At 57.7% G+C, this 17,881-nt stretch carries 12 protein-coding genes and 1 pseudogene; 5 read left to right on the top strand and 8 right to left on the bottom strand.

The window, feature by feature from the left end; genetic code table 11:
- Nucleotides 1-26: 26 nt before the first annotated feature.
- A complete protein-coding gene (locus E4P82_RS06400) occupies nucleotides 27-1,445 on the bottom strand; it encodes a mannose-1-phosphate guanylyltransferase/mannose-6-phosphate isomerase (RefSeq protein WP_169248114.1) in 1,419 nt (472 codons plus the stop codon).
- Nucleotides 1,442-2,773, bottom strand: a complete 1,332-nt coding sequence (locus E4P82_RS06395; protein ID WP_169248113.1) for a UDP-glucose dehydrogenase family protein — start codon at nucleotides 2,771-2,773, stop codon at nucleotides 1,442-1,444. Before E4P82_RS06395 ends, E4P82_RS06400 begins: the two co-directional genes overlap by 4 nt.
- Nucleotides 2,774-2,910: 137 nt before the next feature.
- Between E4P82_RS06395 and uvrD the strand changes: the two are divergent.
- From uvrD to E4P82_RS06380, 3 genes and pseudogenes are all read left to right on the top strand, one after another.
- Nucleotides 2,911-5,095 (top strand): annotated as a pseudogene (gene uvrD, locus E4P82_RS06390) (DNA helicase II).
- Entirely contained in the window at nucleotides 5,092-6,945 is a 1,854-nt protein-coding gene (locus tag E4P82_RS06385; protein ID WP_169248112.1) for a GspE/PulE family protein, read from the top strand. Before uvrD ends, E4P82_RS06385 begins: the two are co-directional and overlap by 4 nt.
- Before the next feature lie 179 nt (nucleotides 6,946-7,124).
- On the top strand, nucleotides 7,125-7,724 hold the full coding sequence (locus E4P82_RS06380) for an OmpW family outer membrane protein (protein ID WP_169248162.1): 600 nt from the start codon (nucleotides 7,125-7,127) through the stop codon (nucleotides 7,722-7,724).
- 58 nt (nucleotides 7,725-7,782) lie between these two features.
- Here the strand turns inward: E4P82_RS06380 and E4P82_RS21835 are convergent, their stop codons facing one another.
- The 6 genes from E4P82_RS21835 to E4P82_RS06350 form a co-directional block, all read right to left on the bottom strand.
- The gene (locus tag E4P82_RS21835) at nucleotides 7,783-8,331 is read right to left on the bottom strand and encodes a heavy-metal-associated domain-containing protein (protein WP_246327392.1); all 549 of its coding nucleotides are present in this window, start codon (nucleotides 8,329-8,331) and stop codon (nucleotides 7,783-7,785) included.
- A gap of 129 nt (nucleotides 8,332-8,460) precedes the next feature.
- Nucleotides 8,461-8,955, bottom strand: a complete 495-nt coding sequence (locus E4P82_RS06370) for a GNAT family N-acetyltransferase (RefSeq protein ID WP_169248160.1) — start codon at nucleotides 8,953-8,955, stop codon at nucleotides 8,461-8,463.
- 119 nt (nucleotides 8,956-9,074) lie between these two features.
- Nucleotides 9,075-9,821, bottom strand: coding sequence for an SAM-dependent methyltransferase (locus E4P82_RS06365; RefSeq protein WP_169248111.1), 747 nt, complete (start codon nucleotides 9,819-9,821; stop codon nucleotides 9,075-9,077).
- A 326-nt stretch (nucleotides 9,822-10,147) separates the two neighbouring features.
- Entirely contained in the window at nucleotides 10,148-10,531 is a 384-nt protein-coding gene (locus tag E4P82_RS06360) for a hypothetical protein (RefSeq protein WP_169248110.1), read from the bottom strand.
- Between the two features lie 392 nt (nucleotides 10,532-10,923).
- Entirely contained in the window at nucleotides 10,924-13,086 is a 2,163-nt protein-coding gene (locus E4P82_RS06355) for an AMP-binding protein (RefSeq protein WP_169248109.1), read from the bottom strand.
- Nucleotides 13,087-13,088: 2 nt separating this feature from the next.
- A complete protein-coding gene (locus E4P82_RS06350) occupies nucleotides 13,089-14,681 on the bottom strand; it encodes a peptide chain release factor 3 (protein WP_169248108.1) in 1,593 nt (530 codons plus the stop codon).
- 2,105 nt (nucleotides 14,682-16,786) lie between these two features.
- Between E4P82_RS06350 and E4P82_RS21830 the strand changes: the two genes are divergently transcribed.
- Both E4P82_RS21830 and E4P82_RS06340 read left to right on the top strand, forming a co-directional pair.
- A complete protein-coding gene (locus E4P82_RS21830) occupies nucleotides 16,787-16,942 on the top strand; it encodes a hypothetical protein (RefSeq protein ID WP_246327391.1) in 156 nt (51 codons plus the stop codon).
- A 256-nt stretch (nucleotides 16,943-17,198) separates the two neighbouring features.
- Nucleotides 17,199-17,879 carry an SDR family oxidoreductase gene (locus E4P82_RS06340; protein ID WP_169248107.1) on the top strand — a complete coding sequence of 227 codons (681 nt, stop codon included), beginning with the start codon at nucleotides 17,199-17,201 and terminating at the stop codon, nucleotides 17,877-17,879.
- Nucleotides 17,880-17,881 lie beyond the last annotated feature (2 nt).

The following is a 17,881-nucleotide window of genomic DNA, read 5'->3' as shown; positions in this document are numbered from 1 at the left end:
AAGCCGATCAGCAGACAAAGGTCCGATTAGCGATTGCCGCGCCCGTACACGTCCTCGAAGCGGACGATATCGTCCTCGCCCAGATAACTTCCCGATTGCACCTCGATGATTTCCAGCGGAATCTTGCCGGGATTGGTCAAGCGGTGCTGGACCCCGACCGGAATGTAGGTGGATTGGTTCTCGGTCAGCAGGAACTCCTCATTGCCCCGGTGTACGCGGGCGGTGCCGCTGACCACCACCCAGTGCTCGGCGCGATGATGGTGCATCTGCGCGGAGATACATGCGCCGGGCCGGACCATGATACGCTTGACCTGAAAACGGGCATCCAGATCGATCGAATCGTAGCAGCCCCAAGGGCGATAGACCTTGCGGTGCATGGAACCTTCCGGGCGGCGGCTGGCTTTGAGCTGGTCGACGATGGCCTTGACCTCCTGCACCCGATCCTTGCTCGCCACCAGCACCGCATCGGCGGTCTCGACCACCACCAGGTGCTCGACGCCCACGGTGGCGACCAATCGCGAGGCGGCATCGATGTAGGAATCACGAGTGTCGATGTTGATGACGTCGCCGCGCTCGATGTTACCGTCGGCGTCATGCTGGCCGACTTCCCACAACGCCGTCCAGGAGCCGACGTCGTTCCAACCCACCGCCAGTGGCATCACCACCGCATGAGCGGTCTTTTCCATCACCGCGTAGTCGATCGAATCCTTGGGGCAGGCGGCAAACGCTTCCGGTCCCAGCCACAGAAAGTCCCGGTCGGCCTGTTCGGTGGCCAGCGCCTGCTGGCAGGCGGCCAACATCGCTGGAGCGAAGCGCTCCAGTTCCGCCAGAAAGGCCGAGGCCCGAAACATGAACATGCCGCTGTTCCAGTAGTAATGGCCGGATTCCAGGTAAGTCTGGGCGGTGGCGACATCGGGTTTTTCGACGAAACGCTCCACCACGCCGATGCCGGAGTCGTCCAACGGCGCGCCGGCCTTGATGTAACCGTAACCGGATTCCGGAGCAATGGGGACAATGCCGAAGGTGATCAGCCGACCGGCTTCGGCGTGAGGCACGACCCGCCGCACGGCGGCTTGGAAACCGGCGATATCGGCGATGACGTGATCGGAAGGGAGCACCAGCAGGATCGGGTCGTCGCCGGCGGCCTGGGCGTGCAGGGCCGCGACCGCGACCGCCGGCGCGGTGTTGCGGCCGATCGGCTCCAGCACCACTGCCGCCGGCCGCACGCCGGCCGATCGCATCTGCTCCGCGACCATGAAACGGTGCTCCTGGTTGCAGACCACCAGCGGCGCGGCGACATCGGCCAAACCAGCCAGCCGCAACGCAGTGTTCTGCAGCATGGTGTTCTGGTCCACCAGCGGCAGGAACTGCTTGGGATAGGCTTCACGCGACAGCGGCCACAACCGGGTACCGCTACCGCCGGACAGGATGACGGGGACGATCATGCTTGTTCACCTCGACCGATGGCGTAATAGGCGAAACCTTGTTCGCGCAGGTAATCGGGATCATATAGATTGCGGCCGTCGAAGATCACCGGCTGTTTGAGCGCCTGGCGGATGGCGGCAAAGTCCGGGCTGCGGAACAGAATCCACTCAGTGACGATGACTAGAGCATCGGCGTCGGCCAGTGCCTCCATCGGCTGTTCGCATAGCTGGAAATTGGGCCGTTCGCCATAGATGCGCCGGGCTTCGCTCATCGCCGCCGGATCGTAGGCGCGCACCGCGCAACCGGCATTCCACAATGCCTCCAGCAAATTACGGCTGGGCGCCTCGCGCATGTCGTCGGTGCCCGGCTTGAACGCCAGCCCCCAGACGGCGAAGGTTCGCCCGCGCAACTCGCCCTGGAAGTGGCGACGGATCTTGTCGAACAGCACCTGTTTCTGCCGCTCGTTGACTGCTTCCACCGCTTGCAGCAGGGTGGCTTCGTAACCCGCCGCGCGAGCGGTGTACTCCAGGGCCTTGACGTCCTTGGGAAAACAGGAACCGCCGTATCCCGCGCCCGGATAGATGAAGTGGTAGCCGATGCGCGGGTCGGCGCCGATGCCCACCCGGACTTTCTCGATGTCGGCACCGAGCCGCTCGGCCAGGTTGGCGATCTCGTTCATGAAGCTGATCTTGGTGGCGAGCATGGCGTTGGCGGCGTATTTGCTCAGCTCGGCCGAACGCACGTCCATCTCGATCAGTCGGTCGCGGTTGCGGTTGAACGGCGCGTACAGGTTGCGCAACTGCACGGTGGCGCGATGATCGTCGCTGCCGACGATGATGCGGTCTGGGCGCATGAAATCCTGGATCGCCGCGCCTTCCTTGAGGAATTCCGGGTTGGAAACCACCGAAAACGGAATGTCCCGGCCGCGTTCGGCCAGCACGGCGGCGATGGTTTCATACACCACGCCGGCGGTGCCCACCGGCACGGTGGATTTGTTGACCACCACCCGATACTCCTCCAGGTGCTGGCCGATGGAACGGGCCACGGCGCGTACGTGCTGCAAGTCGGCGGAACCGTCCTCGTCGGGCGGGGTGCCGACGGCGATGAACTGGAACAGGCCGTGAGCGACGCCTTCGGCCACATCGGTGGTGAACCGCAGCCGGCCGGCGGCGCTGTTGCGTTGCACCACCTCATCGAGGCCTGGTTCGTGGATGGGAATTTCGCCCCGTTGCAGCATTTCGACCTTGCGCGGGTCCACATCCACGCACAGCACGTCGTTGCCCACCTCGGCAAAGCAGGCGCCAGTGACCAGCCCGACATAGCCGGAACCAAAAATCGTGATTTTCATGCGTGCAGCACTTTTCGTCAGTTGAAGAACGCGGGTGTTTGTAGTCGATGACGGCCGGATCGTACCAAAAACCTAAAACAATATTGAGACTGTAGCATAGCAATCAGGATCGCCTGGTTTTGCTAGAATCGCCGACCATGGACATTTCCTGGATACTCGACGATCTCAACGAACCCCAGCGCGCGGCGGTCACGGCGCCGCCGGGTCCCTTGCGGGTGCTGGCCGGGGCCGGCAGCGGCAAAACCCGGGTACTGACCCGGCGCATCGCCTGGCTGCTGGCGGTGGAACACGCCTCGCCCTGGTCGATCCTGGCGGTGACCTTCACCAACAAGGCCGCCACCGAAATGCGCGGCCGGGTCGAGGAGCAGATGGATCAAGCGGTTGGCGGGCTTTGGATCGGCACCTTTCACGGTATCGCCCACCGTCTGCTGCGCCAGCACTGGCAGGAAGCCCGGTTGCCGCGCGCCTTCCAGATCCTCGACAGCGACGATCAGACCCGGTTGATGAAACGGGTGCTGCGCGACCTGAATCTGGACGAAAAAAAAATGGCCGCCGTCGCAGGCCGCCGGCTTCGTCAACCGTTGCAAGGACGAAGGTCAACGCCCGGCCGATCTGGCCGGCGACGATCCGGTCCAGCGCCAGTACCAGCGCATCTACACCGTCTACCAGCAGGAATGCGAACGCGGCGGGCTGGTGGATTTCGGCGAGCTGCTGCTGCGCGCCTACGAACTGTGGCGCGACAACCCGGAATTGCTGGCCCATTATCGGGAGCGGTTCCAGCATGTGCTGGTGGATGAGTTCCAGGACACCAACACCATCCAATACCGATGGGTACGGCTGCTGGGCGACGGCCGAGGCGACGTGTTCATCGTCGGCGACGACGACCAATGCGTCTACGGCTGGCGAGGATCGAAGGTCGAGAATATTCAACGCTTCGCCGACGACTTCCCCGGTACCACCACCATCCGGCTGGAGCAGAACTACCGCTCCACGCACAACATTCTGAAGGCCGCCAACGCCCTGATCGCGCAAAACACCGCTCGGCTGGGCAAGAACCTGTGGACCGCCGACGCCGACGGCGAACCGATCCAGATCTACAACGCCCTGAATGAAGTGGACGAGGCGCGTTTCGTCGCCGGGCGTATTCGTCAGTGGATGGAGACGGGTGGCCGCTACCGCGACGCGGCGATCTTGTACCGCTCCAACGCCCAGTCGCGGCTGTTCGAGGAAACGCTGATCGGAATGGCGATGCCCTACCGCATCTACGGCGGGCTGCGCTTCTTCGAGCGAGCCGAGATCAAGGACGCCCTAGCCTATCTGCGGCTGGTCGCCAATCGCGACGACGATCCGTCCTTCGAACGAGTGGTCAATGTCCCGGCGCGCGGCATCGGCGGGCGAACCCTGGATCTGCTGCGTGAAACCGCGCGCGCCCAGGGCGATTCGCTGTGGCGAACCGCGGCGGGCTTGCTGACGGCGGGCGGGCTGAGCGGACGGGCCGCCAACGCCGTGCGCGGTTTCCTGCTCTTGGTTGAGGCGCTGGATCGTGACAGCCGCGACCGGTCGCTACCCGGCCGAATGGAACATATCGTCACCCATAGCGGCTTGTTGGCGATGTACGAGCAGGACAAGGCCGACAAAGGCGAAATGCGGGCCGAGAACCTGGAAGAACTGATCAAGGCCAGCGCCGATTTCACCGCCAACACCGACCCGGTCGTGGTCGGCGCCGACCCGACCGAGCCGGACTGGCTGAACGCCTTTCTGGCACACGCCGCCCTGGAATCCGGTCAGGGACAGGGCGCGGCCGGCGAGGACTGCGTGCAGTTGATGACGCTGCACATGGCCAAGGGCCTGGAATTCCCGCTGGTGTTCCTGGTGGGGATGGAAGAAGGTCTGTTCCCGCACAGCCGCTCGATCGCCGAAACGCGCCAGTTGGAGGAGGAACGGCGACTGGCTTATGTCGGGATCACCCGCGCCCGCCGCCAATTGTACGTGTCCCACGCCGAGCGACGCACCTGGTACGGCCGCGAAAACTATCCACCTCCCTCGCGCTTCGTCGATGAAATTCCCGAGGAACTGACCCGCGACGTACGCGCCCGCGCCAAGCGGCCGGAAAAGAAGATCCCGCCGCCAATACCTCGGATCGATACCACTCCCACCGGTCTGCGACCCCGGCAACGGGTGCGTCACGCCCGTTTCGGCGACGGCGTGGTGCTGGAAGTCGAAGGTGCCGGCTACCACGCTCGGGCACGGATCGATTTTCCGGCATCGGGCGGCGCCAAATGGTTGGTGGTGGCCTACGCCAAATTGGAAACACTATCATGAGTCCCCTGGATTTCACCACGCCGGTTTCCCGTCCCACCTCGAACGCCGATCCCCAATCCGGTCCCTCGTCCCGGCCGCGCGTCCCACCGCATCGGCTGGGCCTCAAGGAAGTGCTCAGCGAACTGGTGGCTGATGGGCTGTTGGCCAAGGCGGACGCCGATCGGGCCGGACTGGGCGCCCGACCGGAGGGTGACGAGCTGCATCCGCTGGTGGTGATTGCCAACAAGCAATTGCATCAAATCCGGCCGCCGCATCGGGTGTTGAGCCTGGAGTTGCTGACCGAGTGGCTGGCCGGCAAGGTCGGACTCCCGTACCTGCGCATCGATCCCCTCAAACTGGACATCGCCGCCGTCGAGCGCCTACTGCCATTCGTGTCCTACGAGTACGCCGCTCGCTACCAGATCCTGCCGGTCGCGGTGGACGCGACCCGAGTCGTGTTCGCCACCACCGAACCGTATCTGACCGAGTGGCAGGATATCCTGCGGCAGACCCTGCGTAAGGAGATCGAGCGGGTCATCGCCAGCCCGCTGGATATCAACCGCTATCAGATGGAATTCTACGGCGTATCGCGCTCGGTGCGAGGCGCGATGCAAGGGTCGCTGGAACCGGCTTCTGGCATCCTCAATTTCGAGCAGTTGCTGGAACTGGGCCGGCGCGGCGAGATGAGCGCCGACGAACGGCCGATCGTGCAAATCGTGGACTGGCTATTGCAATACGCCTTCGCCCAGCGTGCCAGCGACATTCATCTGGAACCGCGTCGCGAGCAGGGCCATATCCGCTTTCGCATCGACGGCGTGCTGAACGCGATCTACCAGTTGCCGCCGGTGGTGATGAGCGCGGTCACCAGCCGCATCAAGATCCTGGGACGGATGGATGTGGCCGAAAAACGCCGCCCGCAGGACGGCCGCATCAAGACCCGCACCCCGGCCGGTCGGGAAGTCGAACTGCGGCTATCCACCATGCCCACCGCCTTCGGCGAAAAATGCGTGCTGCGCATTTTCGATCCGGATACCGTGACCAAGGGTTTCAGCCAGCTTGGCTTTGCACCGACCGAGGAGGCAGTGTGGCGCAAGATGATCGCCCGGCCGCATGGCATCGTGCTGGTGACCGGTCCGACCGGCTCCGGCAAGACCACCACCCTGTACACCACGCTCAAGCAGTTGGCGGTTCCGGAGGTCAATGTCTGCACGGTTGAGGACCCCATCGAAATGATCGTGCCGGAACTCAATCAGATGCAGGTACAGCCGGCCATCGATCTGACCTTCGAACAAGGCATTCGCACCCTGCTGCGGCAAGATCCCGACATCATCATGGTCGGCGAAATCCGCGACCTGGCCACTGCGGAGATGGCGGTGCAGGCGGCGCTGACCGGACATCTGGTGCTGTCCACCCTGCATACTAACGACGCCATCTCGGCGGTGACCCGCCTGCTCGACCTGGGCGTACCGTATTACCTGATCCAAAACGTGCTGATCGGCGTCATGGCGCAACGCTTGGTGCGCACGCTTTGCCCGTATTGCAAGACGAGTGGCCAGATCGAAGACGGGCTGTGGGAAGCGCTGGTCCGGCCCTGGCCGTTGCCGAAACCCGATACCGTCGGCGTGCCGCAAGGTTGCTCGGAATGCCGCAAGACCGGTTATCTGGGTCGCGTGGGTTTATACGAACTACTGATGGTGACGCCGGAACTACGCCGCTTGTTGCGGGCTGAAACGGACGAGGAGCTCGTGCGGCGCGGCGCCTTCGAACAGGGCATGCGCCCGCTAAGGGTCAGCGCCGCTAGTCAGATCGCCGCCGGTCTGACCACTTTCGAGGAGGTCATGCAGACACTGCCTCCCCTGGACGAGGGATAGACACATTGCTTTTCTTGATTGATACACCTCATTTTTTTTTGACGAAAGTGTTGTGAATAGCACACAATAACCTTGCTGTAATACAGTTTTTTATTCGCCATTCACATACACCATCGGTTCAATAACAATAGGAAACGCATCATGTCTTCGAAACTGGTTAAAAGCGCGGTGGCGGCGGCCTGGCGGGCGCTTTTCTGGCGGGTGCGGCGGCGCGGGCTTACGAGGCGGGCGACTGGGTGGCCCGGGCCGGTATCTGGGGAGTGTTTCCCAAATCGGATAACCTGACCAATCTCCTGGGCCAGCCCGGCGTCAATATCGATGTGGACGACGGTTACAGTCTGGGTTTCAACTTCACCTACATGGTGAATCCCAACATCGGTATCGAACTGCTCCTCGCCCTACCGTTCAGGCACGACATCGAACTGACGGGCGCCGGCAAGGTCGCAGATACCTTACAGTTGCCACCGACGCTCTTCGTGCAATATCACTTCATGCCGACCAGCAACATCCGCCCGTATGCCGGCATCGGTTTGAACTACACCTTTTTCTTCAACGAAGACACCACCGGCGCCTTATCCGGCACCAGCCTTTCGCTGGATCCGTCCTGGGGTCTGGCGGGGGAATTGGGCGTCGATATCGACGTGGCGCCGAACTGGTTCGTCAACGGCGTCGTCAGCTATATGGACATCGACACCAAGGCCAAACTGAACGGCGTCAGTCTCGGTACCGTGGAGATCGATCCCTGGGTGGTCGGCATCAACATCGGTACCCGTTTCTAATCGCGAGATCCTATTTGCCGCGGCACGGAGGCCGCCTTGCTTCCCGCCGTTTCGTTCTTCAAGCGGTTTTTTCGGGATACCCCAGCGCTTGCAGCGCCGCGCGCAGTTCCGCTCCGATATCCCCTTCGGTTTCCACACTCACCCGGCCGGTCGGCACGTCCACCGCGACTGCCTTGACGCGGGCATCCTGGCTCAAGCCGGTTTGAATCGCGCTGGCGCAGCCGCCGCATTTCACATTTTCAACCAGAAATTCGACTTTCATTTCGATCAACCTCGTGACGATGGTGTTCTTGATGGATGGGCACGTCCTGGGTATTTCGAGGGCAGGGATTTCCAAATGCCCCCTGATCTTTCTTGTTCGGAACAAAATATTAGTGCTTTTCTGAAACACTTCTCCGCTCTTATGGGTTTTTTTCATTTCATCAAAGCAGTTACCGAGTGCCATCCAAGCTTGATGATCTTCTGGCCAGTAATCAAGTGCTGCTTTAAACTCATTTTTTGCCAAGCTATAGAGGCCTTGTTCAAATAGCTTGACACCACGCCCGTAGGCCTCATGGTTCTTATCTGAGGCTGCATCTTCTAGCGATTTCTTGGATTCCGTTTCCATTTCTTTCTACATATAACGGGGCGGCGGATAAGCCGCGAGGATGGAAAAGTCGAAGGCTTTGACGGCCGATGTCGACTTGATCCGCGTGGTTGTGCGGCGTGGAGCGCCAAGCAACCATGTGGTTTGATGTTAGGCGGCGGTTTGCAGTGACAGGCAGTAGAACTTGGTGTCTACCGACATGACCGGGAACGAGTCAGGTAGGTCTGATTTCGCGATTTGGAGAAAGCCGTTCTTCTCATAGAACCTGTGTGCGGCAAGGAACTGCTCCGTGGTGCCGAGATAGATGCGCCTGAGTTGCTTCTCTCCGGCCCACTTCAGCAACTCTTGGAGTAGGCGTTGCGCCACCCCGTGCTCCTTTCCGCGAAATGGCTCCGAGACGAACATCTTTCGCAGCGCGGCATCGCCATTACCAATATCGAGGAGGGCAATGGTTCCGACGATGCGACCCTCGACCTCTGCAACCCAGAAGTTGCCGCTCCCGTGTTGGTAGAACTCTTGAACGTTTCGTAGATCCGGCTGCGCCTCTATCGTGATTGGTATGCCAAATTCATGCTGCTGAATCGGCAGGATCACCGCTGCAATAGCGTCAGTGTCTGTTGGGGAATATGGTCGAAGTTGAATCATAGGGTCGGTGTGCCGCATTACGCCTGAATTAAGCCGCGCCGCGAAGTGGTGTCGGCTCGGATGAGTTGTTAAGTATGATTGGATTTCCCCACTTTCTGAGTCGTCCGGTAATTCCCTCATCAACGCGGCATCAGCGCGAACACGCCCCAGCCCAGGTATTCACGCGTATAAGCGGCGTAGCGCTCGGGTTCCGAGGTCAGTTGGGCTCGAACCTCTTTCGCGAGTTCGTCGTTGGGATTGTCTTCAAGCCATCGGCGCATGGTGAGCCACTTGGCCGCCTCGTATCGATCCCAGCCGTCTTGGTCAGCCAGAACCATTTCCACGACGTCGTAGCCAAGGTGGCCGAAAGAGGCGAGAAGTTCTGGAAGCATGAGAAAGTCGGAGATCGAGTGGGCAAGACATCCCTTGGCAACCTCTTCCGTCGGCGGTAACTGTCGCCAGTAAGGCTCGCCGATGAGGATGATCCCTCCGGTGCGCAGGCTCCACGCCAGGAGCTCGATCGTGCCGGCGACTCCCCCGCCGATCCAAGTAGCACCGACACAAGCTGCAACATCGACCTTCTCGTCAGAGACGTAGCCGGCCGCATCGCCATGGATGAACGTAACTTGATGGGCGACGCCAAGTTCTACAGCACGGCGTTTCGCTTGCTCGGTGAACAATTGGCTCATGTCGATGCCGGTGCCGATGACACCGTGATCGCGTGCCCAGGTGCACAGCATCTCGCCCGAACCGCTACCGAGGTCGAGCACTCGGGTCCCCGATTCCAGACGCAGCGCTGCGCCGAGAATGGCGAGCTTTTCGGGTGTGATCGGGTTGTGGATGCGGTGAGCACTTTCAGTGATATTGAATATCCGTGGGATGTCCATTTCGGGAAATCTCCTTATGGGTGTGAATAGATTCGGTCACTGCTTAACATCGCAAATAACCGGATGTAAAAGACGCGTAGCGGCTTTTGTAGTCCGTGTTGATTTGCCTTTTTTATGCCTTGAATATCTTGTTTATAAACTCTGCACATATTATTAAGGTTAAATATCCTTGAGGGGCAATTGTATTACTACCATGTGCGTACACGTTTCTCAGATAAGGAAGAGACTCAACAAGAACAGAGGTGTATCGCCCCTCTTCAGGGATACCTGCCTGAGGCTCTATATTGAGAAACCCCTTTAGCTGTTCAGCATGGGCCTTGTCTCGCTCAAGATTTTGTCGGTGAATATAAAAAATCATTATCCATTACCCAGCCTTCTTTTACCGCATGAGCTAAAAGCCTTTTTAACCCCCATTTCTTTTTACCTGTTTTTATCTTTAATGCGTATTCTAAGGATGCTATAGCATGAAACTCCGCAACAGGGATAAATCTATACACAAACCATGAATAAAGAACGAGATGCTTTGAGGTAACGAAGTGCGTTTTAATTGCATCTGGAACATGCTCGTTTAAATTAATCTCCATTAGTTTTCTATGGACGTCAGAAATTTCACGTTCTCTGAAGTCCCCCAAGGATTGATCATATATATGAAACATATGAGTCCTTGGATCAGGCTCGGTTATTTCATGTAATTCTTTAAATATCTCCATGACTCTTATTGGGCATAACAAGTAATTGTACAGTTTCTGTATATCTACCCGGATTTATGATGGTTGACAGTAATCACTTGATCTTGCTGGTATTTTCTAGAAACATAACATTCTTCGCGGCCTCGCCACCCTGAAAACCCCACCAATCTCATCGTCCCTCTGGAAAGCACCTGTCGCTACGAAGCACGGTTCGGTTGACACGGCAAATCTACTGGCTGGACAGCATCCACCCCATCCCTTGTGGCCGTGCTATTAACGGGACTTCTGTCACAAGTATAACCTTACCTCGACAGTTCGCTAGAGCTCGCCCGCTTTTCAGGAAAAACTCGATGAGCAGCCGCTGCATGGCTTCGACATCGCGGTTGTTCACCCCATCATCACGCCCAAATTGCCTATGCCATTACATCTTCCGCCAGCCGGCGGAGGCCCGGATAATCGGGCTTGCCGGAACCTAGTAATGGGATTTCCGGTACCGTCAACACCTGGCGGGGAATGTACAACTCGCTCAGGCCCATGCGCCGCGCGGCCTCGATCAATTCCTGGCGATCGGTATCTTGGCGAGTACTGAGCAGTATGATGCGCTCACCCTTGACCGGGTCCGGTCGGCTGAGGGCGGCGTGTTGATGCTCGGGCCAGCAGTTGGCGGCCAATTGCTCAACCGTGGCCAGCGAAATTTGCTCGCCGCCCAGCTTGGCGAAGCGCTTGATCCGGCCGAGAATGATCACAAAACCGTCGGCGTCGATCCGCGCGATATCGCCGGTATCGTGCCAACCCAAGCCGCGTTCGGTGCGCGGCGGGTACAACTGGCCCGGCTGTTCAGGCAACAGATAGCCCAGCATGACGTTCGCTCCCCGCACGCATAACAAGCCCCCGTCGGCGATACCCTCCACTGTTTCCATGGAGTGCTCGATGCCGGGCAACAGTTTGCCGACCGTGCCGTTGCGATGGTGGCGGCGGTTGTTGACGGCCAGCACCGGGCTAGTCTCGGTCAGACCGTAACCCTCGTTGATGCGGATACCGAATTTCTCGGCCCACAGTCGTTGGGTTTCCTCGCGCAAGGCTTCCGCGCCCATCACCACCAGCCGCACGTTGAAGAAATCGTAAGGGTCGGCGTGGCGACCGTAGCCCATCAGAAAGGTGTTGGTGCCGAACAGTACCGTCACATGGCGTTCGTAGGCCAGTTCGGGAATGACGTGGTAGTGCAGCGGTGAGGGGTAAAGGATTAGCCGGGTTCCCAGCAGCAGCGGGGTCAAGGTGGCGGCGGTCAGGCCGAAGGCGTGGAACAGCGGTAGGGTGTTCAGGACCACGTCGCGCGGCGTGATGTCGAACACGGCGCGGACCTGAGCGACGTTGGCCAGCAGGTTGCGATGGCTCAGCACCACGCCCTTGGGTTCCCGCTCGGAACCGGAGGTGAACAGGATCACCGCCGGATCGTCGGCCCGCACCGTCCCCGCCATGCGCCGAAAACTCCGGGTCGGTAGCCGCGCCCGTAGCAGACCGCGCAGCCGTGTCGGCAGNGTNGCCCGTGGCTGCAAGTCCTCTAGAAACAGCACCGTAACCTGTGCCGCCAGCGCGGCAATGTGCGCATCCAGATTGGCGGTGGCGACAAAGGCTCGCGAGGTGCAGACCGTCCGTACTTGGGCGGTACGGCAGGCGGCGAGCAGGTCGTGGCTCCCGGCGGTGAAGTTGAGGAGCACTGGCACCTGTCCCCGCAGATGCAGGCCCAGGATGGCGACGACTGCGGCGGCGGCGTTCGGCAGCAGCAGACCGACGTTGCGTTGTCCCGCGCAATCCGACTCCAGCAGTTCGGCGAGGATGAAGGCGCGTGTCAGCAAGGCGCGATAATCGAGACATTGCCGCTGGGCATCTTCCAGCACGATGCGACTGTCGCCGTGCCGCTCGCGGGCTTCCAGCAGTGCCAGGAACAAGGGCTGATCGATGTTCATCCCGACGTAGGCCAGTTCGACCATCAACTCGTCCAGTTGCCGGCCAAGCTGTTGGCGGCGGACGCGGCTGGCGCCGGGAGGCGCGCTCAATCGGCGCGGCGGCAACATGGTCAGGCGGATGCGCGGGAACAGGCGGCGGCGGGCAATACCGCCCAGCCGCGACAGCAGACTGTATTGCGCGCCTTCGATGTACACCGGCAGCAGGGCGGCGTCAGCCTTGTCGGCGGCCAGCGCCGGTCCCTCGTAAATTTTCATCAGCGCGCCGGTCAGGCTGAGCCGTCCCTCGGGGAACACCGCCACCCGTTCGCCGGCCTGGATGTGCTGGATCAGCGTTTTCAAATAATGCGGGGTGGTGGGATCGACGCTGATGTGGCGGGTGATGGCGATGAACGGCTTGACCCACCATTGACGGGCGACATGAGTGTTGATGACGAAAACCGGCAGATCCGGCAGGAATGCCGCCAGCAGCATGCCGTCCAGATAGGACACATGGTTGGCGACGATCAGCAGGCGGGGTTCATGGTGGGGATAGTGCTCCCAGCCGCGTAGTTCGACCCGGAACAGCCAGCGGCAGAGAAATCGGGTCAGGCGTTGCAGGACAAGACGCATCTTCAATGTCGCCCGTGTTCGCGGGTGGCGGCGAAACGCACTTCCGGCCAGCGCTCCTGCGTCAGTTGCAGGTTGACCCGGCTGGGGGCGATGTAAACCAGCTCGCCGTGATGATCCAATGCCAGATTATCGTGGAGCTTGGTTTTGAACTCCTCGAAGCGCTTGGCGTCGGCGCAGCTCACCCAGCGAGCGGTGGTGACATTGACGTTCTCGAAGCCGCATTCGACGCCGTATTCGCTGCGCAAGCGGAAAGCGGCCACGTCGAATTGCAACACACCGACCGCGCCCAGAATCAGGTCGTTGCTGTTGAGCGGCCGAAATAGCTGGGTCGCGCCTTCCTCGCAGAGTTGTTCGAGACCCTTTTGCAGCGCCTTCATCTTCAAGGGATCGCGCAATCGGGCGCGACGGAACAGTTCCGGGGCGAAGTCGGGAATGCCGGTAAAGGTGAGATCCTCGCCCTGGGTGAAGGTGTCGCCGATACGGATGGTGCCGTGGTTGTGCAGGCCAATGATGTCGCCCGGATAGGCGGCATCGGCATGCTCGCGTTCGGCGGCCATGAAGGTAAGGGCATCGGCGATCTTGACCTCGCGGCCCAGCCGAACATGGCGGAGTTTCATGCCAGGCTGGTAGGTGCCGGAGCAGACCCGCAGGAAGGCGATGCGGTCGCGGTGCTGCGGGTCCATGTTCGCCTGAATCTTGAACACGAAGCCGGTGAATGCGTCCTCTTCGGGCGTGATTTCGCGGCTGGCGGCGGCGGAGGGGCGCGGCGGAGGGGCATTTTCGACGAAGCCGTCCAGCATTTCCTGGACGCCGAAATTGGTCAGCGCCGAACCGAAGAACACCGGGGTCAGCCGGCCGGCGCGGTAGTCGTCGAAGTCGAAGGCGTGGCTGGCGCCGCGCACCAGTTCGATTTCCTCGCGCAGGGCGTTGGCCCGGTCCGCGCCCAATTCCTGATCCACCGCCGGGGTGTCGAGACCCTGGATAGTGTGGCCGGTGTTGATGCGGCCGTCGCGCGAGGGGTCGTAGAAGTGGATGAAATCCTGGTCGAGGTGATAGACACCCTTGAGTTCCCGGCCCATGCCGATGGGCCAGGTGATCGGCGCGCAGCGGATCTTGAGGATGTTCTCGACTTCATCCAATAACTCGATCGGTTCGCGGCCGTCCCGATCCAGCTTGTTGATGAAGGTGAAGATCGGGGTATCGCGCAGGCGGCAGACTTCCATCAGCTTGATGGTGCGTTCCTCGACGCCTCGGGCGCAGTCGATCACCATCAGCGCCGAGTCCACGGCGGTCAGGGTGCGATAGGTGTCTTCGGAGAAGTCTTCGTGGCCGGGGGTGTCGAGCAGGTTGACGATGCGGTCGCGGTAGGGGAACTGCATCACCGAGGAAGTCACCGAGATGCCGCGTTGCTGTTCCAGTGCCATCCAGTCGCTGGTGGCGTGACGGGTGGCCTTGCGACCCTTGACCGTGCCGGCCATCTGGATCGCGCCGCCGAACAGCAGCAGTTTTTCGGTGAGGGTGGTCTTGCCGGCGTCGGGGTGGGAGATGATGGCGAAGGTACGCCGGCGCTTGAGTTGGTCGAGGAAGGTGGTCATCGGGGGTGAATGGCTGATTCAGGTTGAAGTGTGACGCGATTTTACCCCAAGACAGGTGTGTTTCCGCCTCTCGACGAGCCTGATCACCGCATCGACCAGCCCTGATGGATACTGGTTTGTTTTATTTTTTGTGACTAAAAGTGCTTTATTTTGTCATTTTTTTCCAGATTGTTAGCTGAAAGCATGTCCTGTTTCTACTTCGGTTTTTTTTAGACTCTCCAAGAATAACCGGGATTGCATTGTAACAGTGGGGTTTGTCACGATAACTTCATGAATTTCCGAACTGAATGAAGCGGTTGCGGCTGATTTCTGAGATCAGGACAGTATTGAGCAGGATGCTGTAAGCGCCTCTGATCGGAAAAACGTGAGGTGAATCCAGATGTCTCTGCTAGGCGATTTAGCCAACATGGGCAGTGAGCGAGCTTAATCAATTAGTTGCTGATATTTGGTTGGATGAAGTGGCATCAAATGCAACGCAAAGTTGAGCGCTATTTGAAGGATCTGATTCATGGTAAGCAGCTTTCGTCTTTCGTATGTCTTGCCATGGTACAGAATATATTGAGCTGTATAATCAAGCTGGCATCGGCTGTCAAATCTTTCAGCTTTTCCGTTATCCCATTAGAGAGAGAAAATGAAGTCATACACAGAATCTGAGAAAAATATGGCTAGGGCACTTGTAATAGATCACGCTATAAAAAATCCTTACGAAAAAAACGGCTTGAATCAACACTCACGCGCCGCTCATATGTAAGAGATGTTAGGGATCATCTTGTACAACATGGAAATCCATACGATAAACATATTGCTTATCAGCTTTCTGATCAAACTATAGAAAGGTGGGAGTCATTCTACGATTCTATTGTCCAAACCAGATCATCTGCTAATCTAAAAAATCGCTTATCTATCTGGCCCAAATCCAGAAAATGACCTAAGGGTATTTAGTCAAGCTGGAGTGCTTCCTGAAAACATCTGGGCATTTTGAGTCAGAAAATTCGACTTATTCAGATGCGGTTGTTTTCTGCACTAAACTCTGAATTCCCATTTATTAAGATAATAAATGGTGGACTCGACAACTTCATTGAAGCATCACCACAAAAATTTGACGTTATATATCTCGATTTTTGCGGCCCTCTGCCAAGCAGAAACAGAAAACAAAAAAACACTGAGTGCTTTGACTAGAGTTTTCGCGAGGCACGCGCTTAACTCTCCCGGTGTTTTAATAACAAATTTTTTCTTTGCCCACAGAGGAACAAGATAAATCAGGCCGCTCGCTAATTGCAAAGCTTGTTTCGTGTTATCTTTATCCAAAACAATTTCTTGAAGATAGAAATTCAGGAAGCGGCCTTAATGAAGGCCCTGTTTCGCATGGATTTAATCATGAAAGCTGGCATAAGGTAGTATTAGATGATTTAGATTATTATTATGGCCAGTTTGTTACTCGTCTATTAATTGATCATGCTAGCTTAATCTCGCCTTACAACAGGTTTCCAAAAAATAATTTTCCGTATAAGAAATTTTTTTAATGTAGAAGGAAGTGTTCTGCTAAGAGAGCTAAAATGTAGATTTTTTCATTTTGATGACGAAGGCAGCGGTGGCGATGTTATTGTAGACTCAGATCTATGTCCTATATTGTGGTCATTAGCTGCATTAGACAAGGAGTTAAACGGGAAAGATTCTAACTATCCAAACATTGTATTTGAGGATGATGAATTCTCCAGGTTTTCAGAGCAGTTCCTATCCCAATTAGATGTTTCAGGAAATAAAAAGGAACTAATCAATACTTACGTGTTAACTTCTTATCTGCTATCTGAAGGCAGTGGCCAAGAGAATTATTGGTCGGAAACCATAAAAAAAACTATATGACAATCACAATATATGGAGCTTCCATCAATTTTGTGATCTAGTCTTATTTCATCAAATAATTGAAGCATTATTCCGCCAAGTTGCTGTTCCGTATCATGTAAACATTAGTGAAACAAAGCGCTGGAGTTATAAAAGCAAAAAGACACGCCGATGTTTATGGATATGTTAGTTCTCGATGAGTGTCGATATCTATATGATTGGATGCCAACCGCAGATATGTTTTCACATGCAGTAAAAAGATATTGAACGACAACTCAGCTATCGGTTCGTTCTTGATGGAGTTGCAAAGCATCGGCGCTGGTACAGCCCTGAGTATTTTTTTTGGCACAGCTATTGTTGATCAAGGTGAAAATGGCTTTACGGCGAAAACACTTGAACCAAGAAAATTAATTAAATAGTGATCTCTAACCAAAGCGTTGCTGTCGGACAAATTTTCCACCGCGCTTCAAGTTTGCCGCAGAACGCCCCGCATCGCGAACTCTTTGCGCCCGCGAAAGGGGTCGGCGGATTCCAATCCGCGTGGTTGCTTGGCGCTCCGTGCCGCACAACCACGCGGATCAAGCCGACATCGGCTGTCAAAACCTTCGGCTTTTCCACTCTTGCGGCTTCCCGCCGCTCCGTTAGACGTCGCACTTGAACGATGAGATTACACTTATGACGAAGACACTTACCGGTAGGCGAATTCTCGTTACGCAAGCAACCGATTTCATGGGGCCAACACTTTGCGAGGTGTTGGCTGAGCACGGTGCGGATATTGTCGCAAGCCGGGCACCACTGTCAGAGCCAACCGCCCCGGCAAGTATCATCGCCTCTGCTGGACCCATTGATGTGCTCATCGCCAACCTAGCGCTGCCCGCGCCGAGTACACCTGCATTAGAAGTATTGGATACCGAGTGGCGCGAAGTGTTTGCAGCATTGGTCGATCCTCTGCCTAAGCTTTTGCAAGCGGTTCTACCGGGAATGCTTGAACGCGGTCGAGGCAAAGTGGTCGTCATCGGAAGCGCGTCAGCGCTACGCGGCATGCGCAGAGCTTCGACTTATAGCGCGGCCAGAGGAGCCCAGCTTTCCTATGTTCAAGCCGTGGGAGTTGAGGTTGCCCACCAAAACATCCAAGTCAATGCCATCGCACAGAATTTCGTCGACAACCCCACGTACTTCCCTGCTGAAGTTCAGGCAAATCCGCGCTTTCAGGACAGATTGAAGCGTGAGGTCCCACTCGGGCGGCTTGTATCGGCAAGAGAAGATGCGGAATTCGTCGCGTACTTGTGTAGCGAGGCGGCAAATTGCTTCGTCGGCCAAGTATTTCCGGTTTGTGGGGGCTGGGTGTCGCGTTAGTT

This window comes from Candidatus Competibacter phosphatis, assembly GCF_012939995.1.
Lineage (GTDB): Bacteria > Pseudomonadota > Gammaproteobacteria > Competibacterales > Competibacteraceae > Competibacter > Competibacter phosphatis.
Note: the sequence above shows the minus strand (reverse complement) of the source record. Positions and strands in the feature narration are given on the sequence as shown.